The sequence below is a fragment of the Bacteroides hominis genome, assembly GCF_033042785.2.
Lineage (GTDB): Bacteria > Bacteroidota > Bacteroidia > Bacteroidales > Bacteroidaceae > Bacteroides > Bacteroides hominis.
The window spans coordinates 1834425-1858682 of sequence record NZ_CP178829.1 but is presented as its reverse complement, the minus strand read 5'-3'; the positions used below and the strand labels follow the sequence as shown (position 1 = coordinate 1858682).

The window sequence follows — 24258 nt, the reverse complement described above, 5'->3', positions numbered from 1 at the left end:
TCCCGACCGCCTTATGAATATATCCGAATTAAGCATACGACGGCCGGTACTCTCAACGGTATTGACCATCATCATTTTACTCTTTGGACTGATCGGGTACAACTACCTGGGTGTCCGGGAGTATCCGTCTGTAGATAATCCTATAATCTCAGTATCCTGCTCCTATCCGGGTGCTAATGCCGATGTAATCGAGAATCAGATTACCGAACCCCTGGAACAGAACATCAATGGTATTCCGGGTATCCGTTCGTTGTCCAGCGTCAGCCAGCAGGGACAAAGCCGTATCACGGTAGAGTTCGAGCTGTCCGTCGATCTGGAAACAGCAGCCAATGACGTACGCGACAAAGTATCCCGTGCCCAGCGCTACCTGCCGCGCGACTGTGACCCTCCTACTGTTTCGAAGGCAGATGCCGATGCTACTCCTATCCTGATGGTAGCTCTGCAAAGTGACAAACGCTCCTTGCTGGAACTCAGTGAAATTGCCGACCTGACCGTAAAAGAGCAATTACAAACCATCTCCGACGTAAGTAGCGTTTCCATTTGGGGAGAAAAGCGCTACTCCATGCGCTTATGGCTCGATCCTATCAAGATGTCGGGTTATGGGATCACCCCTATCGACGTAAAGAATGCAGTAGACAAAGAAAATGTCGAACTTCCTTCGGGCAGTATCGAAGGAAATACGACAGAGCTCACCATCCGTACCTTGGGATTGATGCACACCGCAGAAGAATTCAATAACCTGATCATCAAAGAAGAGAACGACCGTATTATCCGTTTCAGTGACATAGGCCGCGCCGAACTGGGGCCGGCCGATATCAAAAGTTATATGAAGATGAACGGAGTACCGATGGTAGGTATCGTCGTAATCCCACAACCCGGTGCCAATCATATCAAGATAGCCGACGCAGTGTACGAACGCATGGAGAAGATGCAGAAAGACCTTCCCGAAGACGTGAAGTATTCTTACGGATTCGATAACACCAAGTTTATCCGTGCATCCATCTATGAGGTAAAAGAGACGGTTTATGTAGCCTTCATCCTGGTTATCATCATTATTTTCCTTTTCCTGCGCGACTGGCGGGTGACGCTGGTTCCCTGTATCGTAATCCCGGTATCACTGATCGGTGCCTTCTTCGTCATGTATCTGGCGGACTTCTCCATCAATGTACTCTCCATGCTGGCGGTCGTGTTGGCGGTAGGTCTGGTGGTAGACGACGCTATTGTGATGACCGAAAACATCTATGTACGCATAGAGAAAGGTATGCCTCCGAAAGAAGCCGGCATCGAAGGAGCAAAAGAGATTTTCTTTGCCGTCATCTCCACCACCATTACGCTGGTAGCCGTGTTCTTCCCCATCGTCTTTATGGAGGGTATGACAGGACGTCTGTTCCGTGAATTCAGTATTGTAGTTTCCGGATCGGTGATTATCTCTTCATTCGCAGCCCTGACCTTTACTCCGATGCTTGCCACCAAACTGTTGGTAAAACGGGAAAAACAAAACTGGTTCTATATGAAAACAGAACCCTTCTTCGAAGGAATGAACCGTCTGTACAGTCGTTCACTGGCTGCTTTCCTCAACAAGCGCTGGATTTCCTTACCTTTTGTAGCCATCACAATCGGTATCATCGCTTTCTTATGGAACCACATTCCTGCAGAAATGGCTCCGCTGGAAGACCGCTCACAAATAAGTATCAACACCCGTGGTGCTGAAGGTGTGACATACGAGTACATTCGTGACTATACGGAAGACATAAACGATCTGGTAGACTCGATCGTACCGGATGCAGAGTCGGTAACAGCCCGTGTATCGAGTGGTAGCGGTAATGTACGCATCACGCTGAAAGATATGAAGGATCGTGACTATACACAGATGGACATTGCCGAAAAGCTATCGGCGGCAGTACAGAAAAAGACGATGGCGCGCTCGTTCGTCCAGCAATCGTCTTCTTTTGGCGGACGGCGTGGCGGCATGCCCGTACAATATGTGTTGCAGGCTACCAATATCGAGAAACTACAGGAAGTACTGCCTAAGTTCATGGCCAAGGTATACGAAAATCCGGTATTCCAGATGGCGGACGTAGACCTGAAATTCAGCAAACCGGAGGCACGTATCAATATCAACCGCGATAAAGCCAGTATAATGGGGGTAAGTACCCGCAACATTGCCCAAACCCTGCAATACGGATTGAGCGGACAGCGTATGGGATACTTCTATATGAACGGTAAGCAATATGAAATCTTAGGAGAAATCAACCGTCAACAACGCAATACGCCTGCCAACCTGAAAGCAATCTACATCCGCAGTGACAAAGGAGACATGGTACAGCTTGACAATCTGATCGAGTTGACTGACGGCATCGCACCTCCCAAGCTGTATCGTTACAACCGTTTCGTGTCGGCTACTGTTTCCGCCGGACTGGCGGAAGGCAAGACCATCGGACAGGGACTGGACGAGATGGACAAGATAGCCAAAGAGACTTTGGACGACACGTTCCGTACGGCACTGACCGGTGATTCGAAGGAGTACCGTGAAAGTTCTTCAAGCCTGATGTTTGCCTTTATCCTGGCCATTGTGCTGATTTACCTGATCCTGGCGGCACAGTTCGAAAGTTTCAAGGATCCGCTGATCATCATGCTGACTGTACCTCTGGCCATCGCCGGTGCACTGGTATTCATGTACTTCGGCGGTATCACGATGAACATCTTCAGTCAGATCGGCATTATTATGCTGATCGGTCTGGTAGCCAAGAACGGTATCCTGATCGTGGAGTTTGCCAATCAAAAACAGGAAACAGGTGAAGACAAACTGACAGCTATCAAGGATGCGGCATTGCAGCGTCTGCGTCCCATCCTAATGACAAGTGCTTCTACCATCTTAGGATTGATCCCGCTGGCGTTCGCCTCAGGTGAAGGTTGTAACCAGCGCATTGCAATGGGTACGGCTGTTGTGGGAGGTATGTTGGTATCTACCTTGCTGACTATGTACATCGTACCCGCTATTTACAGTTATATTTCGACGAACCGAAGTAATAAATTAAAGAGAGAATGAAACAGATTGCCCTATTTATCATAGCATTGTGCTGCACCCCTTTGGGTCTGCAAGCACAACAGCCACAAATTTATACTCTAAAATCCTGTCTGGAGTACGGCCTCCAGAATAATTATTCCTTGCAAATAGTCCGTAACGAAGAGCAAGTAAGCAAAAATAACGCTACGCCGGGTAATGCCGGCTACCTGCCTACCCTCGACCTAACGGCCGGTTATACAGGAACTGTGGACAATACCAACACCAAGGTCCGGGCTACCGGGGAGTCGGTAAAAGAAAACGGTGTCTTCGACCAGACCGTTAACGTGGGGCTGAACCTGAACTGGACTATCTTCGACGGCTTCAACATCACTGCCAATTATCAAAAGCTGAAAGAGTTGGAACGACAGGGAGAAACCAATACCCGTATTGCCATCGAAGACCTGATAGCTAACCTTGCAGCCGAATACTACAATTACGTTCAACAGAAAATCCGCCTTCAGAACTTCCGCTACGCCGTATCCTTGTCAAAAGAACGCCTGCGAATCGTGGAAGAACGTTATCACATCGGTAACTTCTCCCGCCTGGACTATCAACAGGCCAAAGTAGACTTCAATGCTGACAGTGCCAAATATATGAAGCAACAGGAATTGCTGCATACGTCGCGCATCCAGCTGAACGAACTGATGGCCAATGAAGATGTGGACCAGCCGATTGTGATAGAAGACAGTATCATTAAAGTTAACGCAGGACTCCGGTTCGAAGAATTATGGAACGCCACTCTACTGACCAACGCTTCATTGCTGAAAGCCGAACAGAACAATACACTCGCCATGCTGGACTATAAAAAGGTAAACTCTCGTAACTACCCATACCTCAAAATGAATACCGGATATGGCTATACTTTTAATAAATACGACATTGCCTCCAATAGCCAAAGAGGCAATCTGGGCGCCAACTTCGGGGTAACAATCGGATTCAATATCTTCGACGGAAACCGCCGTCGCGAAAAGAACAACGCACGTATCGCCATCAAAAACGCCCGTCTGCAACGGGAGCAGCTGGAACAAGGACTGAAAGCGGACCTTAGCAATCTGTGGCAAGCCTACCAGAATAATCTGCAAATGCTGAAACTGGAACGGCAAAACCTGGTGGCTGCCAAAGAGAATCACGAGATAGCCATGGAACGATATATGTTAGGAAACCTTTCGGGTATCGAAATGCGTGAAGCACAGAAGAGTCTGCTGGATGCGGAAGAGCGAATTCTGTCTGCCGAATATGACACTAAGTTATGCGAAATCTCCCTGCTACAGATCAGTGGGAAAATAACAAAATATCTGGACTAAACGTACACTTAGCCCTTCTCCTTACAACATTCGGGGGTGTGTCAAAACTTACCACAGAGGGAAAGACTTTTGACACACCCCCGCCTTTTAAACCGACGGAACTGTTTGTTTTAATACAAAAGAAGCCTTGTATCGCCCGTTCAGATTGCTTATCTTTGCAGCCAATCCAATCACAAGAGTACGGCGGGCAAACCAAGCGATATTTCCCACGACTCTTTGTGTACCACGTACAACTAAGTAAAAAAAGAAACAGAAAGATGGGATTATTCATAAAGAAACCCTTTGAAGCCCTGTTGGCAGAGGCCAATGCGTCAGGAAGTAAATCATTGAAACGAGTATTAGGTCCCTGGAGTCTGGTAGCACTGGGTGTCGGTGTCATTATCGGAGCAGGACTCTTCTCAATCACCGGAACCGTAGCAGCAGGCTATACAGGACCGGCCATTACACTTTCATTTGCCATTGCCGCACTGGGATGCTGTTTTGCAGGACTCTGCTATGCGGAATTTGCTTCCATGATTCCGGTTGCCGGAAGTGCCTATACCTACTCATATGCCACCATGGGTGAACTGATTGCCTGGATCATCGGTTGGGACCTTGTCCTTGAATATACAGTAGCGGCTACCACTGTCAGTATCAGTTGGAGCAGATACCTCGTGGTCTTCCTTGAAGGGCTCAACATACATCTTCCGCAAGCACTAACCGCCTGCCCGTGGGATGGAGGAATCGTCAATATCCCTGCATTCCTGATCGTGGTACTGATGAGTATCTTCCTGATTCGCGGTACGGAAGGCAGTTCCATCTTTAACGGTATCGTAGTATTCCTCAAAGTATCGGTGATCGCTATTTTTGTCGTATTGGGCTGGAAATATATCAATGCGGATAACTATACTCCATACATTCCCGCCAATACAGGCACACTTGGAGAGTATGGGATTTCGGGTGTCTTACGCGGGGCAGCTATTGTCTTTTTTGCTTTTTTAGGATTCGATGCCGTCAGTACGGCCGCCCAGGAAACAAAGAACCCGAAACGAAATATGCCGATCGGTATCCTGGTATCACTCCTTGTTTGTACTGTGCTCTATATGTTGTTTGCCCACGTAATGACGGGAGTTGCCCACTACACCGAGTTTAGCGGACAGCAGGGCATTGCACCGGTAGCTATTGCCATCGAACACATGGGGCACACCGATGCGGCAGGCATCATCCATCCGGACTATCCCTGGTTGAACCGTGCTATCGTTCTTGCCATCCTGTTCGGTTACTGTTCTGTAATTATGGTCACTTTATTGGGACAAAGCCGCGTCTTCCTGAGTATGAGCCATGACGGACTGCTCCCTCCATTCTTCTCGCACATCAATGAAAAGTTTCGCACACCGGCACGCAGCAATCTCCTGTTTATGCTGATAGTAGGTTTATTGGCTGCATTCGTCCCGGCACGCCTTGCAGGAGAGATGACCAGCATCGGCACACTGATGGCTTTCACACTGGTATGTGCCGCCGTATTGGTAGTACGAAAGACCATGCCGGATATCCCCCGTTCTTTTAAAACTCCGTTTGTGCCACTCGTCCCGATTTTAGGAATACTCACCTGCCTGTGCATGATGCTTTTCCTTCCCGCCGATACTTGGATACGTCTGGTATTGTGGATGCTCATCGGGTTGGATATTTACGTTGGCTATGGTATGAAGCACAGCAAACTGGAACAAGGCGTGAAAAACCGCCGGGGACAATCGGCACTGAACATGATCGGTATCGCACTGTCTGTGCTTTGTGTCATCACCGGGCTATGGCACCAGCAGACGGTGGGTTGGGACGAAAGTAAAGTATTGCTGATAATCTCGTTTGTTTTCGCATTTACGCATTGTGCATATTATATGATGCGTATCTGGAAAGGGACAGCGAAGCAAAAATAGTCTAAAAACGAGTTCACCACAGATTACACAGATTATCTACGTAATAAATAATCTGTGTAATCTGTGGTGAACTTTGCGATATACTATTCCACCGCTTGCATCACCCGCTTCGCTGTTTCAATGCAATCTCCTTCAGCCTCCGCCGAATAGGGATTAGTGGCTTTGGTCCAAGGTTCTTCCACTGCATAGAAATCAATTTTCTCCGGGGTTTTACCTTCCAGTTTCTGAGAGAGAGAATCGAAATAAAGCTTCCAACGCATATAATAGAAATCCTTCAGTAATCCGTTCCACTCTTTGTGAGCATAGTCTCGGAGGCCACCGTAATCGGCTGCATTCCGATTGCCCCAGGTCGTAATCTGCACACGGGCATTCCACTCATACAAAGCCTTCTCTGCGGATGTACCACCCAACGCCCGCGCCTCTTCAATCCACTTTCCTACGCGAAACTCCGGGCGGGTACCCAACAACTGATCCTGCAACAGAATCAGGTTCAGGAACTTCTGAGAAGCCATTCCGAAGAGTTCTTTATCACCACTCCGGTAAGCAGCGGTAACCGCCTTCTGCATCAGCCTGCCCTTCTCTGCGAGTGCCTGCCGAACGATATCCACCAGATCGTACTCAAAATTATTGTTTCCTTTATAACGATCGGCCACAGATACCATCAGGCGTGCAGCCTCAATCACATCTTGCGGACGGTAGTAATCTTTCATTTCCGACCAGCTGGACACCTGGTACACATCTTCCGCCGGACGTGCACAGAATACGGATTCGTGTGTACCTTGCTGCGTCAGGTTCTTCGGTGAGTTATAAATGGAGTTCGCCAGTTTGGTCCAGGCAGCCTGTACCACCGGATCATCTGCACCGTAACGTGCTTTCACATACTCCTTCAACCATTCCTCTTTCGTAAACCGCTCTGCACGCCAAGGCAGTTCCATCACCAGTTCGTACATCACAGGATTATTCTCTATCCCCTCAGGGGTCATCCCCACACCTTTAAGTGTAGAACCTGCGTGCGGATCGGCTTTAGCGAGATAAAAATTATCGATCACATTATCCATCTTTCCGTGCAGTCCGACATTACCACCGTAGTTCAGCAACATACAGTATACCCAGTCATGCTGTCCATATCCGTTTTTGCGATACCATTCGGAAGTAGAATCTCCCCACTGCGGACGGCATTCACTGGTCAGGTCGAGTATCAGCAAGTCACCGGCCCCCAGATTCTCAATCATCTTCGGACGTGGATTTGCCTGCCATGCCTGCGCCACCCAAACCGCTTTCGGATTGGCCTTCTTCATGGCTTTCATCACAGCCTTACCTGCCGCATCGAGATCCACGCCTGCCGTATTGCCTCCTTCATGGAAGGGGTCCATGGAGTAAAAGTCAGCTTTCCCGTATAGTTTCTCAAGCTCTTTATAGTAGAGAGAAGAGATTTCCTCAAAACGCGGGTCGCTTGGTTGCAGGAATGCCGGACGGCGATAGCCACACCATGTTCCCGGATCGGATACGTTCAATCCGAGTTTCTCTTTCGCATTATGGGGCACCATGCCGCAATAACCCGGAAGGACCGGTTCGATGCCGTATTCACGCATACGCTTCAGGATTTTCTTCTGTAAAGCAATCTGCTGTGTATACCAGCTATCCGGATTAGGTCCGCCCCAGCCTTCAAGGTTATTCATCAGCCACCAGGCAAAAAAGCCCGGACCGGATATGAACTCATTTATTTCGGTTTTGGTATATCCCAACTTATCAAGCACGTTATACCACACAGCCTCTGCCCCGGTCACAGCCAAAGGGATATTGATGCCGTGCAAAGCCATCCAGTCTATTTCTTTCTCCCATCGGTCCCAATCCCAGAAAGCCATGGAATAAGAAAAAGTACAATAGTTCAAATCATAACGGTAAGGCAGGGTCGTTTCTCTCCGTTCTTTTTTTGTCACCGGAGGAAGCACAGCCGGCAGTTTTGCCTGCATTCCGTTCCAGGAAAGGTGGATACCGGCATAATACTTCAGATACCAATTCAACCCGGTAGCGATGCTCACGTAATTGTTTCCACGGATAACGACTTTATCACCCTTCTGATCGAGTTCAAAAAAGTCGGTACCGGACTTCACTTGCTCGATAATAAACTTCTTCGAAGCTCCTTTGTCTATGCGCTCCAACAAGCCGGTCACCGGAGAAGCCATTGTCAAAGAAGTAACACAAAGTAAGATTGTTAATAGTATTGATTTACGATTCATAAATAATATGCTTTAATTACTGTTTTATCCCATAATCCATTTCGCCTTCTTGCCCAGCACACGATAGACAGCCCACACAATCAGCCACGAAACACCAAATGCCATGACAGACGCCACCGGTATCTGAATGCCCAGAGGCACACCCAACGTACGTACCAACAGTACGGAAGGACCGGTAAAGAAATAGTGTATCATATAGATACCAAAACCACACAAGGTGAGATTGGCAAGCGCTTTCTTGATTCCCTCCGAACGGAAATTTACTTTTTTGCAAAGCATAAACACCGGGATGGTCATCATCACTACATTCAGCGAACAGTAAGTGAAGAAGAGCTCAAGCATCTCGTCACTGTATTCCGGCAAAGCCGTGATGTAACGGAAGCCAAAGAAGGTAACGGCATATCCTATCACAAACATTGGCAGACCGATTGCCAGAATCTTACCCAACTTCCAGTCAAGGTTACGCAGATAGTGTCCTAATAACAGATAGCCATTGAAACCGGCAAAGTAATAAAACATGCCGAACGCATTCCATGAACAGGTTCCCCAAAGATATTGCGCTACAAACTGATTGTAGTACGGCAATAACAGAGTGACAGCCCATGCACCGAGAAACCACAGCTTCGCCTTATCCGATGCTTTCTCCACCCAGGCAGAGAAGACGGGAAGATAAAGATATAAACCGATCAACAGGTAAATATACCACATGTGTACATCTACAATGGAGAAATTAAAAGGAATCTGAGCAATGTAATCCAAAGAGATGGACAGCGACTGGCGCATCACTTCCTCCCCCGAGTAAGGGAAAAAGTCGAGAATAATTTCGGGCTTGATGCCCAACAGACCGGTAATCCAGGGAAAAAGGTTGTAGATGACCGACCAGATGAGGAATGGCCATAAAACACGGGGGATACGTTTCTTATAAAAGACAGAGACTTCGCCGCGCACCGGCAGAAGCAGGGCTCCGGTAATCATCACGAACAGCGGTACGCAAGGACGAAGCAATGCTCCGTAGATGGCACCCCAAAGTTTGATTTCGTCAATATTAGGGGCAGTGCCCGGATAAAAGTTGAAAGGGTCCGTGCAGTGGCAACAGACAACGGTAAACATGGCAACGAAACGGACAACGTCCAGCCAGACAATGTGTTGAGGATTTTTCTGTAGTTCCATCGGGGAATTGTTTTTACTGATAATGATTAAGGTGTTTATAATAAGAAAGGCATCTGTATAACACAGCATACAGACGCCTCTCACTCGAGTTAACATGATAAATAACCAATATTAATGACCACTCACCATATTCTTATTTGTTGCTGCAAGAGCCGCAACGGGGTTTAATTTGCTTGAAGAAGTCGTTGCCCTTGTCATCTACAAGAATAAATGCGGGGAAGTCTTCTACTTCGATCTTCCAGATAGCCTCCATACCCAATTCCGGATATTCCACACATTCGATGCTCTTGATATTGTTCTGGGCGAGGATAGCAGCCGGGCCACCGATTGAACCGAGGTAGAAGCCGCCATGTTTCTGGCAAGCATCAGTCACCTGCTGGCTACGGTTACCTTTTGCCAACATCACCATACTGCCTCCATGTTCCTGGAACAGGTTCACATAAGAGTCCATACGTCCGGCAGTAGTCGGTCCCATAGAACCGCAAGCCATACCGGCAGGAGTTTTGGCCGGACCGGCGTAGTAAATCGGATGATCTTTGATGTACTGAGGCAGATCTTCACCACGATCCAGACGTTCTTTCAGTTTGGCATGAGCGATGTCGCGACCTACGATAATCGTACCGTTCAGTGACAGGCGTGTAGCCACCGGATATTTAGTCAGCTCCTTCAGGATATCTGCCATCGGCTGGTTCAGGTTGATCTTTACAACATCACCTTCGCCTGCGTTACGCAATTCTGCCGGAATCAGGCTACCCGGATTAGAATCGAGTTTCTCGATCCAGATACCGTCTTTATTGATCTTACATTTGATGTTACGGTCGGCAGAACAAGACACTCCCAAGCCCACCGGACAAGACGCACCGTGACGGGGCAGACGGATGATGCGTACATCGTGTGCCAGATACTTACCGCCGAACTGCGCACCCAAACCTATCTTTTGAGCTTCTGCAAGTACTTCTTTTTCCAGTTCTACATCGCGGAATGCACGACCATATTCGTTACCGGTAGTAGGCAACTCGTCATAATAGTGAGTAGAAGCCAGCTTCACGGTCAACAGGTTCTTCTCTGCCGAAGTACCTCCGATTACGAATGCAATATGATAAGGAGGACAAGCCGCCGTACCCAGTGTCTTCATCTTTTCAACCAGGAACGGAACCAGAGTACCCGGATTCAAGATCGCTTTTGTCTCCTGATACAGATATGTTTTGTTGGCAGAACCACCACCTTTGGTCACACACAGGAATTTGTACTCCATGCCTTCCGTAGCCTCGATATCGATCTGGGCAGGCAAGTTACACTTCGTGTTCACTTCGTCATACATATTGAGCGGAGCGTTCTGTGAGTAACGCAGGTTTTCTTCCGTATAGGTTTTATAAACACCCAGTGAAAGAGCTTCTTCATCGCAATAGCCGGTCCAGACCTGCTGTCCTTTTTCACCATGAATGATGGCCGTACCGGTATCCTGACAGAAAGGAAGCACGCCTTTGGCAGCCACTTCAGCGTTGCGCAGGAAAGTCAATGCCACGTACTTGTCGTTATCACTTGCTTCCGGATCGCTCAGAATCTTTGCCACCTGCTCGTTGTGTGAGCGGCGAAGCATGAAAGATACGTCACGGAAAGCGGTATTGGCCATAGCTGTCAGACCTTCTTTCTGTACCTTCAGCACAGGTGTTCCTTCGAACTCGCTTACTGACACATAGTCTTTGGTAAGCAGATAATACTCGGTTTTATCTTCCCCATGTTCTAACATAGGTTGATACTTAAACGGAGGTGTTGCCATATCTCTTTATTTTATTACGTAATGTTAGTTAGTGAGGCAAAGGTAAGAATAGTTTTCCAAAGTATGAATAAAGTGGTGAATTTTGTCAAGAGCGGATTTACTTATTATTAACGTTCGGAGAGCGTTTCTACGAAGAAGAAGAGACCGCTCCGGAAGAAAGGCTCATTTCTGTGGAATGCAACCGTCTGTCCGGGCAAATGCAACCGTCTGTTTGGGCCGAAGCAAGGCTCTTCACATCACGGAGCAACGGTCTCGAGGGCATGGAGAGCCGGGGAAAGAGCAGAAAAGCCCCCGGCTCCGGGACACCGGGAGATAAGGGTACAAAAAAAGAGGAAGCTTTGCGGGCTTCCTCTTCTACTGCATTCTAATTTGAATATAAGTAATGAATCTGTTGACAAAGATACAACATCGGACAGGCAAAGTCAAGCATTCCGGGAATTATTTTAATCGTTTTCACGATACAGGGAATAGGCAGCCTGCAATATCTTGTTCTTCAAAAGCGGTGAATAATCCGGATGGGCGTCCAGGAAACGCACCACTTCTTCATAAGCCGGGCGGCTGAGATGATTGCCCAACAAGGCCGAGGCCCAGTTTTTCGGAAAGAAAATATCTCCTGTGCGTTGTACTTCCTCCAGCACCTCGAGTCCCGGACGGATGTATTTCACCGATTGCTCCTCGCGCAACGGATGGTTCAGATAACGTATCACGGCAGCCGTCCAAGGCTCTATCCGCCGGTTTTCCGCTACAAGCAGGCTGTTGAACAAAGTATCGAGCCGTGCGGTATCGGATACGACCGCCCGTGAAATAAAATCGAACTGGCGCAGACGGTCCGGATCATCAATCCGTGCCCGTTGTGTACGTAATATCTGTTCACTTTCGGCAGGCAGGCGGATGGCAAGTTCGTAAGCCAAAGTTGTGTAATCCTGTTGGTTCAACCGTTTGTCCGATTGCTCCTGCCACAAGGCATAAAGTTCCTTCACCATAGGTTGTGAAGTCGCATTCTGCATAAAATAACGCAGCAACTGCACCCGGCACGAAGGCAACGGATGATTCCGGCTGATGGCGTAGACCCGCGCCTCAACCTCTGCTATCTGTGCCGGAGCTACCCGCCGCATGGCACCCGCCAAATAACCACTCACCGTAGACGCCACCAGAGCGTTCTTTTCTGCAGGAAGCCCTGCCAACAGGCTGTTTGTCCAGTCGTCCGCCGAAATATGTTTAGCCAAGTAATTCTCATAAAGTGTCATCAAGAGTGATTGGCGTGCCGTATCGTCTTTTACCTCCCACCAATGTGCCAACAGCCACTTCAAAGCAGATTCGTCGGGAACGAACAAGCCATAACCTCTGCCATCGGTATTGGGCAACACCAACGAAGGTACAAAAGGAAGCTGTATCCGAACCAAAGTATCCGTCATATTCACCCGCCACACCGAATCGCGCTCTCCGCAAAGAGTGACGGCAAAACGCTGCGGCCAAAGCAAACCACGGTTATAAGGATCACTCTGACGGACCTCCAATTCTTGTCCATCGATCCGGAAGTTCAGCGTAGGCATTCCTTTCCGGTTCACCCACACATCACTGAAGGTTGCCAAATCTTCGGACGCCTTGCCGTCTAAAATGCGAATCAGATCGTCCCAAGTGGCATTAGCGTACGAATAGGTTTTCAGATACTCCTGTATACCACTCCGGAAGTTGGCTTCACCCATCCTGTCAACCAGTTTCTCCATCATCACGGGAGCCTTGTTATAGATGATCTGCCCATAGATCAGCCCGGCATTACGCAGATTATCAAGTGGCTGCCGGATGGCATTTGTCCCCAAAGTACGGTCCTCGGTAAGAGAAGCGGCATTAAAAGTCTTGAGCTTATTCAGGGTATGATTGATCTCCGGAAACAAGGGTTCGACAATCCGGGCAGCAAAATAATTGGCAAAAACTTCCTTGGTCCATACATCGTCAAACCAATCCATCGTTACAAGATCGCCAAACCACATGTGAGAGGTCTCGTGCGCAATCAATTCCGCCCGGTTCAACTCCTCGTCCGGAGTGGGATGTTCGCTCAGGAAAATCCCGTTATCATTATATAAGGTAGCTCCTGTATGTTCCATTCCGCCAAACTGAAAACCGGGAAGAACGATGAAATCATATTTGGCAAACGGATATGCGATCCCTGTATACTCTTCAAGCCAGTGAAGTGATGCCATGACTTGTCTGAAAACAATATCCAACTGTGCTATTTTCTTAGGGTCGGTCTCACGATAATAGGCGGCGATGGTACGCCCGTCCTGAGTATACTCCTGTCGCTCCAATTTTCCGGCCACAAACGAAAAGAGATAAGTACTGAGTGGTTCGGTCGGTGCAAAACAAACGGTTTTACGGTCACCGGCTACTGTTTCACTCCGGACGTATGTGTTGGAAACAGCTTTCCAGTCGGCCGGAACCTCAAGCTTTAAAGTAAACTCGGCTTTTAGGTTGGGCTGCTCAAAGCAAGGGAAGACGGTACGGGCACGGTCGGGAACGAGCAACGTATAGAGGTATTCATCGTTCCTGTTCAGCGACTGATTGCCGGCAATGAAACGAATCTGTATGTCATTCGCCCCTTTCGCTGTCAGCGAAGCAGGCAGAATAATGTGTTCGTTCTCAAAGCGCACATCACTTACCGGTTTTCCATTGGCAATGACTTCTTTAATTTTTCCACGCTCCTCACGAAAATCAATCAGGACTTCCTGAGCGGCAGCAAGGTCGAAGCGCAAGGTGATATCACCGTCAATAGGTGTCTCCTTCTGCCGTGGAATGCTGAAACTGAGTTCATACTTCAAATTCTTAATCTCGGCTTTACGATGATCGGCAAGCTCTTTAGAAACACCGGCATCATAAAAACGAGGGTTCTTCTCTGCTGTCCGGCAACATCCGGTCAGCAGGAAGAACCCGATCATTCCAAATAAAATGTGTATTTTCATAGCAAATATATTGTAGCTCGTAATTCCGTCACGCCAGTTGCCCGATACGGTTAATCAGCTCCTCACCCAGAGCAGTCTTATCATCAATGTGTTGCAGCACGGCAGTGACAAACGGATTACTCTCAAAATCGCCACGTACCTGACCGAAATCCAGCTTCATTTCATCGCGTGAGCCGTCGGCACCAAAGCCCGTCATAGACGAAAGTGAGAATTCCTTGCGTGCGTCATCATACACCATGCGGTCCAGTCCGACCACTGCTTCACGCCAAGCACGGACGATAGCGATAACATCTTTTGCTGTAATGGTTTCGGGGTTCAGACCATAAAATTCCTGTATCTTATGGTAAGCCCACGTCCATTCGTAAGTATAATAGTTATCGTGCATCTCGGCAAAACGGGCATTCATACTCTTCAAACGATCGATCTCACCACTTTCGATACCGGTAATCAGTTTTTCCACTTCACTTTTCGGAGCAATCAAACCGGCAATATCCACCCACTCGCCTACTCCGATTTCGGTATCCGGTTTCAGACGCCGGCGTATCTCTTCATTATCTTTGAAGTTAATCCCCTCAAGACGCTTAATGATGGAATTACCAAGAAACTTATGGATAGCTATTTCGTAATAGCGTATGCCGCTATTCAGCGAAGAGTTCTTGATTTTTGCACTTTGGTAAGAATAGATCTCCGATGTCTCGCCGGACACCCGCTTCAGCTCTTTCAGTATAGAGCGCCCCTTGAACATCTTCTGGATAGTATATGGACTCAGAAGGTTGTAGTTTATATAGTCCAGGCGGTTCGGGTCCGTACGTTTGTCACGCTTCGGCCACTTCTGGGCATCGCGGATAGTCCCGACACTGCGCAGATTGACTCCCGGCACCAGATAAGTCGTATTCTGCTGCTCGATCAGGTAAGAGAAAGGCAGGTTCGAGGTATCGGCATGATTCACATGACGCCCCATCACCAATGAAAAAGCCCCTACACGCGCCGGCCATAAAATGTATGAATCGGAAGTAGTCTTAGCTCCTCTTTCCAACGTCCCCTGATGAATCGGTCCCAGTTTATACATATGATTACTCTGGTTCGACCCCGAGCCGGCATTCATAAACGAAAACATACCGGCTATCAGCAAGGTAGACTTATGATGGGTTACGGTATACGGACCGGCAAAGATGGCACATGCTTCACCGTTCTCTCCCTGGCAATTACTGAAAAACAGGGAATCGGAAGCAGAGTAGTTGTGTCCCAACTGACAGGCTTGCCCAACGAAGCAACGGGTCAGCATAGCTCCATCGTCCACATAAGAACCGGAGGAAATAATAAAGTCATCGCAAATGACACCATGCCCGATATGTACCGGAGCGGCTTCATTGCTGTTGATACTTCCGTTGTAAAGACGGCAGGTTCCGCAAATCCGGCAATGATCGCCAATACGCACATTCTTGATAGAACCGGTATTGAGAATCATCACATGGCTGCCGATGGTCCCCATCGCAGAAGCATGCTTGTTGGAGTAATAGTCAGTGATCGCCTTCATCCGGCTGATCAGTTCCGGACGGTGCCGGTAAAGAGCCAGAATATAAGCTTGATGAGCAGATAGTTTATCATTGATCAACACTTCGCGACCTCCCGTTTCGTTCAGCACAGCGGCCTCTACTCCATTACCGAACTGAGTCAGACCATCCACCAGAATAATATCTACATTCTCAATGAAAGTGTCGTTTCCTATCTCGTAGTTGGCAATGTAATTCTGGATATTCTCAATGCAACAGTTGTCGCCCACAATTACATTGTGCAAGGTGACATGCCTCAGCCCGGAATGTTTCCTGATTCCTCCCGGCAAGATAAAGTCCGAGTGGAAAACGCCCAGTTTCACCTCTCCCGAGAAACGGGTGTGATGCACAAATTCGGTTGTGAACTCTTCAGCGACCGCAACATGGTTCCAGTCATCAGCCAGACACGACTGGCTCTTCAACTGAAGAATTTCATCTTCAGTCAGTCTACGGTAAGTCTTTCCCATAATCCTCTTATTACAAACTACAAGTTACTCTTCGTCGTCGTAGGTCTGATAGAGAAAGTCGTTATAGGGATACTTCTGCACGTGCAATTCTTTCACTCGCTGATAAACCACACTCTTCAGTTCGTCTATATTGATTTTCTCACGGGCGGAGATGAACAGACAGTTATCTTCCATCTTAGCCATCCATGTTTTCATCAGTTCTTCGAGTGTCAAGTTCTCCTTTGTTTTGGGGGTAAGGTCGTCCGGCGCCTTTTCTACATAGGTATAGGCGTCTATCTTATTGAATATTAAAATCATTGGTTTTCCACCTCCACCGATGTCGGCCAGTGTTTTATTCACCACCTCTATCTGCTCTTCAAATCCGGGATGCGAAATGTCCACAACATGAACCAGCAGATCGGCCTCACGTACTTCGTCGAGGGTAGACTTAAAGGAATCCACCAGGTCAGTAGGTAACTTACGGATGAACCCGACCGTATCGGAAAGCAAGAAAGGCAAATTATCGATAATCACCTTGCGTACCGTCGTATCGAGTGTGGCAAACAACTTGTTTTCAGCAAAGACTTCACTCTTCGCCAACAGATTCATCATGGTCGATTTGCCCACATTGGTGTAACCTACCAAAGCTACACGGATCATGCGTCCACGGTTCTTACGTTGGGTAGACTTCTGCTTATCTATTTCGGCGAGACGCTCCTTAAGCAGTGACATACGGTTAAGGATGATACGGCGGTCCATCTCCAACTGAGTTTCACCCGGACCACGAAGACCTACCGAACCTCCTTTACCACTTCCGGAACCACCACCCTGACGTTCAAGGTGAGTCCAGAGACGTTGCAGACGGGGCAACATGTATTTATATTGCGCCAATTCTACCTGAGTCTTGGCATTAGCCGTCTGGGCACGCATGGCAAATATATCAAGAATCAGTGAAGTACGGTCCAGTATCTTCACTTGCAGTTCAGCTTCGATGTTACGTATCTGCTTGGCCGAGAGTTCGTCATCAAAGATGACCATTCCCACTTCCCGGTCCTCTTCAGCCTCTGTTCTTATATATTCTTTAATTTCTTCCAGTTTTCCTTTTCCCACATAAGTCACCGAGTTAGCCGTCGGCAACTTCTGCGTAAACCTTTTCACCACTTCCGCCCCGGCTGTCTCAGCCAGGAATGCCAGCTCGTCCAGATATTCATTGGTCTTGCGTTCATCCTGTGTCTGAGTGATGAGACCTACCAGAACAGCAGTTTCGACTTTGGCTTCGGATATTACAAATTCTTTCATTCTACTTTATACCTTATTATAATATGGCGACAAATATAGCTATTTTCGTAACATACTAAAAGAAAAAATCGCCCAAGTGTTTCTACCTGAGCGATTCTTTATTATTTATTGACTATTTATTTATTAATATCTTTATTCAGCAGCAACTCAACCTGAGGTATCGGCCAAGTATATTTTTCATCGGACGGACCCACATTAATTGTTTCATTCGCACCCACCTTAATGAAACGTTCCCCACGTCTCATAATATCAATACCACGGATACCCTCGCCTATAAACTCAAGGCGTTTCTCGTTGTAAATAGCTTCTTTCAGTGCATCACCCGTTAAGTTATCGATCTTCAACGGATCCGTAGCTGCATCTACCGAACGTCCTCTGACTTGTTTCAACAGGCTTTTGGCAGTAGCTTCACCTCCGGCCTTGTTGGCATAACATTCGGCAAGGTCGAGCAAAGTTTCGGCATAGCGGAAAATGGGCACCCACTGCAATTTAGTTTTTGCATCCGTAAACTTCAACAACAAGTCTTTCTCCCCTTTAAAGGCGATAATACGCTTGTCGGTAGCCAACGAATAATCAGGCTTTGACATAATTCCGCTTTTCGTATCAATCAACATGATCTTACCATCATAATAATATTCTGCCAACGACTGCTGTGTATTCGGGATGTTGGTATCAGCCATCGGCAAAGAGAAGATGCTCTCCTGACTGAAATACGGGGCCTTATAAATCAATGTTACGTCTTCCGGCAAACTATATCCGGTCACTAACTCTCCGGCTGCAATGGCTTTGTCCCATTCGTTCATTGCCATATAAACTCTCATCTTAAGCATGTTGGCAGCGGCCTGAGTAGCATGTGTAACTCCTGCATAGGTATTCACTTCGGTATCCAATGCCGAAATGTTTTCCAGATCAGACAGAATGTGGTCATAAATCTGCTTTACTGTAGAGCGAGGCATATTGTTATTTTCGGTTCCGGCCTCGGCAGTAAGACGCAACGGAACAGATTTTGCATCGGGATTTACAGAATATGGAGTCGGATACAAATTATTCAGATAATAGTATGCCAAAGCTCTGACAAACTTAGCTTCCTGCACATAGCGGTCATAATTTTCACCGGCAACTTCTTTGGCACCTTCAAGAGACTGGAGGAAAGTATTTACTTTATTGATGGCCAGATAAGCGTATGTCCAGGTGTCAGCATTCTCGGCATCCGTAATGCCCACATTCATATTATAGGTATTGAACAAAGTCACCAAGTTGTTGGAGATATTGATAACATCATCTCCCCTATTGTCAAACACCATATAGGACTTACCTCCCATCAAAGACTTAGTCCCTGTGTTCTTGATTGCAGCATACAAGCCGTTCAGAGTAGCCTCTATTCGGGTAGGGCTTGTGAAAATATCGTTCTCGTTTACATATAATGGAGGCTCCTGATCGAGGAAGCTGCTGCTGCAACTACCTAAAAAGAGAGAAGCGCATAATGTCGAAAATATAATTATCTTTTTCATTGTAGTTTCTTTTATCTGTTAATATAAAACCATATTAGAATGTCAGGTTCACACCGATTGTATACGTGCGTGCCTGAGGCAAAGTATTCTTATCCGTACCACCGGCTAAAGTAGCACTTTCTACATTGGTAAGTGTTTCGGGATCCATGCCGCTGTATCCTGTAATCACAAACAGATTCTGAGCCTGAACATAGAGACGGAGCGCAGAGATTCCTACCGCTTTCGACCAGTTCTTTGTATTGAACGTATAGCCCAGTGACACATTCTTCAGACGCAAATAATCTCCTCTTTCCACTAAGTCGCTGATAGGCAATGCCGAACCATTAGAATAATTATCACCGTATATCGGCATAGGATACTCTGCATGGGTACGTTCCGGAGTCCAATACTTATTATAAACGTCTTTAGAGTTATTCCAGTAACGCATATCACTCACACTGGCTTTGGTTCCGTTATAAATCTTATTACCTCCCGAGAATTGGAAGAACAAAGAAAGATCGAAACCTTTATATTTAAAGTTATTGGTCCACCCACCGTACCAGGTAGGAAGTGTATTTCCACAATCAACAGGTTCAAATTCACCGGCATATTCTGTTCCGTCTTCATAGAACCACCCCCCTTTTTCAAACATCAGTAAGGTTCTGTCACCTTCCGGAGTGATAAACACTCTACGACCCGATTTGGGATCTACTCCGGCAGTCGGGTACAGATACAGACGTCCGATAGACTTTCCGGGTACTGTGATATTCGTAATTTCTAAACCGCCATTATCTCCTTTAAGAATATTCTCCACGCCATCAGCCAGTGAAATAACCTTATTCTTGTTAGTAGTGATGTTAAAGCTCGTTTCCCAAGTAAAATCACTGTTTTTTATCACATCGGCAGAAACGGTCAATTCAATACCGCTGTTCCTCATCTTTCCGGCATTAGTGGTAATTATATTGCCCGGGATACCTTTAGAAGGTGATTGGGGCACATCCAGAATCAAGTCGGAAGACTTCGTATAATAGTAGTCAAAGTCTACATTGATCCTATTCAGCAATCGGGCATTGAAGCCAATGCTATATTTCTCCGAAGACTCCCATTTCAAGTTCGGGTCAGCAATCTGAGCCAAACCATATGTACCATTTATACCATAATTATAACTTGAATAAAATGACTTTGAAGCATAATCGTAAATATCGGTGTTACCAACCACACCATAGCTTCCCTTTATTTTCAAGTCATCAACCACGTTGCGTAAAGGCTGGAAGAAAGCTTCTTCAGAGACACGCCATGCAGCAGAAACTCCTCCGAAGTTACCCCAACGATTCTTCTCACTCAAAGCAGAATAACCATCGCGACGGTAGTTAAGAGACACGATGTATTTAGAAGCGTAATCATAGTTGATACGTCCGAAATAAGAGACCATGGTATTGTTGGACAAGCTACCACCGGCAGTTGCCGAACCAAAAGGTCCCTGAAATACAATGAATTTATCATCCTGTAAATCTTTACGCTGTGCAGTCCAACGAGAGTTATTTCTCTCGGATGCCTCCGTACCGGCTAACAAATTAAAATTATTCTGTCCCAAAGAAAAGCTATAAGTTGCCGTATTTGTCCAGGTCCATCTGTTATTTTTGGTGTTATAAGCATTTGCCAGACCTTTACTGTTCACACCATCTCCATGCAATGGAGACCAGAAACGCTGTTCCTCGATACGGGCATAATCCACACCATATTGGGTTTTCAATGACAATCCCTTAACCGGAGTTGCCTCTGCATAAAATACACCAATGAAACGGGTTACATCAGAACTCAAACCATTGCCTAAAGATAAAATAGCCGCCGGATTAGAAAAAGTACTAAACACAGTATTTCCTCCATAACCCAGACCTTGAGCTAAATAATAAGGAGTACCATCTTCATTGTACATCGGTAAATTAGGGGCATTGATCAATGCCAGACGCGGGAACCCTCCAACGGCAAAGTTAGAACCTCTACGGGCAGCATCTACATAAGAAGTTGTCCCGGTTGTTACGTTGGTGTTCATTCCTACTTTTAACCAGTCAGTAGCCTGTACGTTAATGTTAGCCTTCACCCCTAAACGGTCATACTTGTCGCCTTTTACAATCCCCTCCTGAGTTGTATAGTTACCAGACAAATAATACCGCACTTTATCCGATCCGCCACTTACGGCAACAGAATGACTTTGTGACAATCCGTTCTGGAATGCAGCATCTTTCCAATCTGTATCTACATAGTTGCCATTGGCATCTTTCATCATATTGAATGCTTTGTTACCATAAGGAGAAACATAACCGGCAGTCAGTGACAATTCATCCGTCCCATAACGGTTCTTTACAGCCAAATTCTTAAAGTCCACGTATTCCTGAGCATTCATCATTTCATAAAAATCTGTCGCATTTGAGAAACCCACAAAACCATCATAGCTCACTTTGACTTTACCACTTTGACCTTGTTTAGTAGTAATCAAAATAACCCCATTCGCAGCACGCGAACCATACAATGCAGCCGCAGCCGCATCTTTCAAAACATCCATAGACACAATATCAGCAGGATTAATATCGGCCAATGCATTGGCATTAGCCAAATAAGAAAGGTTACCCGATTCAATGGGCACACCATCGACTACATATAAAGGAGAAGTTCCGGAAGTGATTGAGTTCACACCACGCACTCTCACAATCGGAGCCTGTCCTACACCGGCCGACGGAGTAGTGATACTGACACCCGATGCACGCCCTTGAAGCATCTGATCAAAACTTACACTCGGTACATCTTTCAAAGCATCTGCCTTTACAGAAGACACAGATGCAGTCACAGTACGTGCACTTTGTGTTCCATAAGCTACTACTACCACTTCATCAAGTGCCTTAGAGTCAGTCTTTAATATCACTTTGATTATCGGTGCAATTGCTACCTCAGCAGTCTGCATACCGATATACGAAATCTGCAAAGTCTTTGCAGAACTGCAGTGTTTGCTAAAACGCTTATAATGTGCATATTACACAATGATATTGAACTTAGTAAAAAGAAAAAAAGATTTATTAAAACGCTTATTATCAAAATGCTACAAATCTTCTATTTTATTGAGAAGCTCAAAATGAAACACTTCATATATCTTACAATAATCAGATAACACATTGATTATCAGCATGAATAAGATTCTGCATTCTATTTCCTATTCTACTACATTTTTCCTTTGTACTAATTGACTATTTGCTTTATATAGATATTTTATTCACCTATCAATAGTCGAAATTTAGAGTAGTGTCACATTCACAGATCGCATATAAGATAAATATTTTTTAATGTGTCTTTCATTTGTATCTTGAAATAAACGACATTTTTTCTTTGAAAAACAGTTTGAGTTACTTTTGGCTAATATACAACAAATGTCATAATGAAACTCAATAGGAAGTTCCATTATTGTGAAATAAAAAAGGCCACTCCCTTTAAAGAAAGCAGCCTTTTAATTACATGATTAATCCACTATTAATATCCGGGATTTTGTTGAGCTCTCAAGTTTGGATTTACATTTGTTTCATCAACAGGAATCGGGAGTATAGCTCTAAAGTAAGTTCGGTCAAAGCTTTGCGATTCTTTAATTAGTGAATAATGATACCCCTTATCTGCTTCATCTTTATAGCGAACGATTGTTTCATTATTGCGTAATGCATCGAAGTAACGTTGACCTTCACCAATCATTTCTTTTCTTCTTTCAAGAATGATTCTTTCTACTGTAGCATCTGCTTCCGAAACAGCCTTAGCTTCCGGATTCGCTCTCAGAATAATTTCATTCAGGTATTTAGCAGCTTTATCCTGGTGTCCCCCAAGCTTAGCCGCCGCTTCTGCAGCGCTCAAATATACTTCCGAAAGACGAAGTAAAGGCAGATTATTTAAACGCATTTCACCTACGTCGTCCTTATCAGCCGGGAATTTATTAATGAAGATTTTTGCATCGCCATATTCTTCTTTAAGATCTTTATCATACTGAGCCGGCAATACCATACCTATACGAACATCTTTAGGATCCTGACTCAGCATAGCCATAAAGTTTTTTGTTACTATTGCATCCGCATATCCGTTCTCGTTCAGCAAATAAGCAATGCCATTACGGTCAGTCCAGTCATCATTACTTGCATTTATAACTTCGAAAATCATTTCGTTCGTATGTGCTCCATTGTTTTTATACCATGCATCTACATATTCTTCATTAGTCCAAAGTTTATATGGAGAGTTGGTTATAATATCTTCAGCAACTTTAAGTGCATTCTCGTTATCACCTTTAGTCAGATAGACTCTGGTAAGCAAGGCTTTTGCTGCCCATTCATTGATATATCCCTGAGTCTTGTCTTTAGCAAGATATCCAGAATTAATAGCGTCAGTCAAGTCTCTGATGACTTGCGTATAAACTTCTGCTACTGTATTTCTGGAAGGCAAATCATTTCGTTCCAAAGGTTTCAAGATAACCGGGACACCCAAAGAAGCTCCGTTATCGGCTGTATAAGGCATACCATAGATTCTCACTAAGTCAAAATGAACCAATGCCCTGACAACTAATGCTTCTGAATATATTTTACCTATTTGTGCTTCTGTTGCGTCAGTCACCTTTTTTTCGTTAATTGCTTGAATCAGACGATTGGCACGGCGAACTACATTATAAGGTATATTCCACATATTAGGAGCATCATCCACAGTATAGCGCATCTCATAGCATGACGACGAACGCATACCCTGAGTTCTGGCTTGCATATCCTCAGCACGGACATCTCCATAATAAAACATACGGGCACCGTAATAGCTGGTGCTATTAGAGTTTCCCTGAATACCATCATACATACCTGTACGTGCAGTCAGAGCATCATTATAGTTTGTAATTGCATCTTCTGATGGAATTCCGTCAGCAGGTTTTCTATCCAGCCAATCATTCCCGCAGGAAGACAAACTTAGGATAGTAGCAACCAGTGTTATTGATTTATATATCTTTTTCATAAATTCTTTTTTCATAAATT

At 45.9% G+C, this 24258-nt stretch carries 11 protein-coding genes and 1 pseudogene; 3 read left to right on the top strand and 9 right to left on the bottom strand.

The window, feature by feature from the left end; all coding sequences use genetic code 11:
• Positions 1-13 precede the first annotated feature (13 nt).
• The 3 genes from R3O62_RS07885 (at position 14) to R3O62_RS07875 (ending at position 6284) form a co-directional block, all read left to right on the top strand.
• On the top strand, positions 14-3049 hold the full coding sequence (locus R3O62_RS07885; RefSeq protein WP_005775368.1) for an efflux RND transporter permease subunit: 3036 nt from the start codon (positions 14-16) through the stop codon (positions 3047-3049).
• A complete protein-coding gene (locus R3O62_RS07880; RefSeq protein WP_022011044.1) occupies positions 3046-4371 on the top strand; it encodes a TolC family protein in 1326 nt (441 codons plus the stop codon). Before R3O62_RS07885 ends, R3O62_RS07880 begins: the two co-directional genes overlap by 4 nt.
• Positions 4372-4628: 257 nt before the next feature.
• Positions 4629-6284 carry an amino acid permease gene (locus tag R3O62_RS07875; protein WP_005775365.1) on the top strand — a complete coding sequence of 552 codons (1656 nt, stop codon included), beginning with the start codon at positions 4629-4631 and terminating at the stop codon, positions 6282-6284.
• An 83-nt stretch (positions 6285-6367) separates the two neighbouring features.
• Here R3O62_RS07875 and R3O62_RS07870 read toward each other — a convergent pair whose 3' ends face one another.
• The 9 genes and pseudogenes from R3O62_RS07870 to R3O62_RS07830 form a co-directional block, all read right to left on the bottom strand.
• The gene (locus R3O62_RS07870; RefSeq protein WP_032539607.1) at positions 6368-8524 is read right to left on the bottom strand and encodes an alpha-N-acetylglucosaminidase; all 2157 of its coding nucleotides are present in this window, start codon (positions 8522-8524) and stop codon (positions 6368-6370) included.
• 24 nt (positions 8525-8548) lie between these two features.
• The gene (locus tag R3O62_RS07865) at positions 8549-9694 is read right to left on the bottom strand and encodes an acyltransferase (RefSeq protein WP_044302152.1); all 1146 of its coding nucleotides are present in this window, start codon (positions 9692-9694) and stop codon (positions 8549-8551) included.
• 133 nt (positions 9695-9827) lie between these two features.
• On the bottom strand, positions 9828-11474 hold the full coding sequence (locus tag R3O62_RS07860; protein ID WP_317472957.1) for a fumarate hydratase: 1647 nt from the start codon (positions 11472-11474) through the stop codon (positions 9828-9830).
• Between the two features lie 443 nt (positions 11475-11917).
• Positions 11918-14431: a M1 family aminopeptidase gene (locus R3O62_RS07855; RefSeq protein WP_317472958.1), complete on the bottom strand. Its 2514-nt coding sequence runs from the start codon at positions 14429-14431 to the stop codon at positions 11918-11920.
• Between the two features lie 28 nt (positions 14432-14459).
• Positions 14460-16451 carry a DUF4954 family protein gene (locus R3O62_RS07850; protein ID WP_317472959.1) on the bottom strand — a complete coding sequence of 664 codons (1992 nt, stop codon included), beginning with the start codon at positions 16449-16451 and terminating at the stop codon, positions 14460-14462.
• A 24-nt stretch (positions 16452-16475) separates the two neighbouring features.
• A complete protein-coding gene (hflX, locus tag R3O62_RS07845) occupies positions 16476-17729 on the bottom strand; it encodes a GTPase HflX (RefSeq protein ID WP_005775357.1) in 1254 nt (417 codons plus the stop codon).
• Positions 17730-17845: 116 nt separating this feature from the next.
• Positions 17846-19240: a RagB/SusD family nutrient uptake outer membrane protein gene (locus tag R3O62_RS07840; RefSeq protein ID WP_005823280.1), complete on the bottom strand. Its 1395-nt coding sequence runs from the start codon at positions 19238-19240 to the stop codon at positions 17846-17848.
• Positions 19241-19274: 34 nt separating this feature from the next.
• A pseudogene (locus R3O62_RS07835) lies at positions 19275-22211 on the bottom strand (SusC/RagA family TonB-linked outer membrane protein); the annotation flags it as partial.
• Between the two features lie 527 nt (positions 22212-22738).
• The gene (locus R3O62_RS07830; RefSeq protein ID WP_220575789.1) at positions 22739-24238 is read right to left on the bottom strand and encodes a RagB/SusD family nutrient uptake outer membrane protein; all 1500 of its coding nucleotides are present in this window, start codon (positions 24236-24238) and stop codon (positions 22739-22741) included.
• Positions 24239-24258 lie beyond the last annotated feature (20 nt).

Coding starts and splice junctions, on each gene's coding strand:
- R3O62_RS07860 (WP_317472957.1), bottom strand. CDS start 11,474: ATGGCAACACCTCCGTTTAAGTATCAACCTATGTTAGAACATGGGGAA.
- R3O62_RS07855 (WP_317472958.1), bottom strand. CDS start 14,431: ATGAAAATACACATTTTATTTGGAATGATCGGGTTCTTCCTGCTGACC.
- R3O62_RS07840 (WP_005823280.1), bottom strand. CDS start 19,240: ATGAAAAAGATAATTATATTTTCGACATTATGCGCTTCTCTCTTTTTA.
- R3O62_RS07850 (WP_317472959.1), bottom strand. CDS start 16,451: ATGGGAAAGACTTACCGTAGACTGACTGAAGATGAAATTCTTCAGTTG.
- R3O62_RS07870 (WP_032539607.1), bottom strand. CDS start 8,524: ATGAATCGTAAATCAATACTATTAACAATCTTACTTTGTGTTACTTCT.
- hflX (WP_005775357.1), bottom strand. CDS start 17,729: ATGAAAGAATTTGTAATATCCGAAGCCAAAGTCGAAACTGCTGTTCTG.
- R3O62_RS07830 (WP_220575789.1), bottom strand. CDS start 24,238: ATGAAAAAGATATATAAATCAATAACACTGGTTGCTACTATCCTAAGT.
- R3O62_RS07885 (WP_005775368.1), top strand. CDS start 14: ATGAATATATCCGAATTAAGCATACGACGGCCGGTACTCTCAACGGTA.
- R3O62_RS07880 (WP_022011044.1), top strand. CDS start 3,046: ATGAAACAGATTGCCCTATTTATCATAGCATTGTGCTGCACCCCTTTG.
- R3O62_RS07865 (WP_044302152.1), bottom strand. CDS start 9,694: ATGGAACTACAGAAAAATCCTCAACACATTGTCTGGCTGGACGTTGTC.
- R3O62_RS07875 (WP_005775365.1), top strand. CDS start 4,629: ATGGGATTATTCATAAAGAAACCCTTTGAAGCCCTGTTGGCAGAGGCC.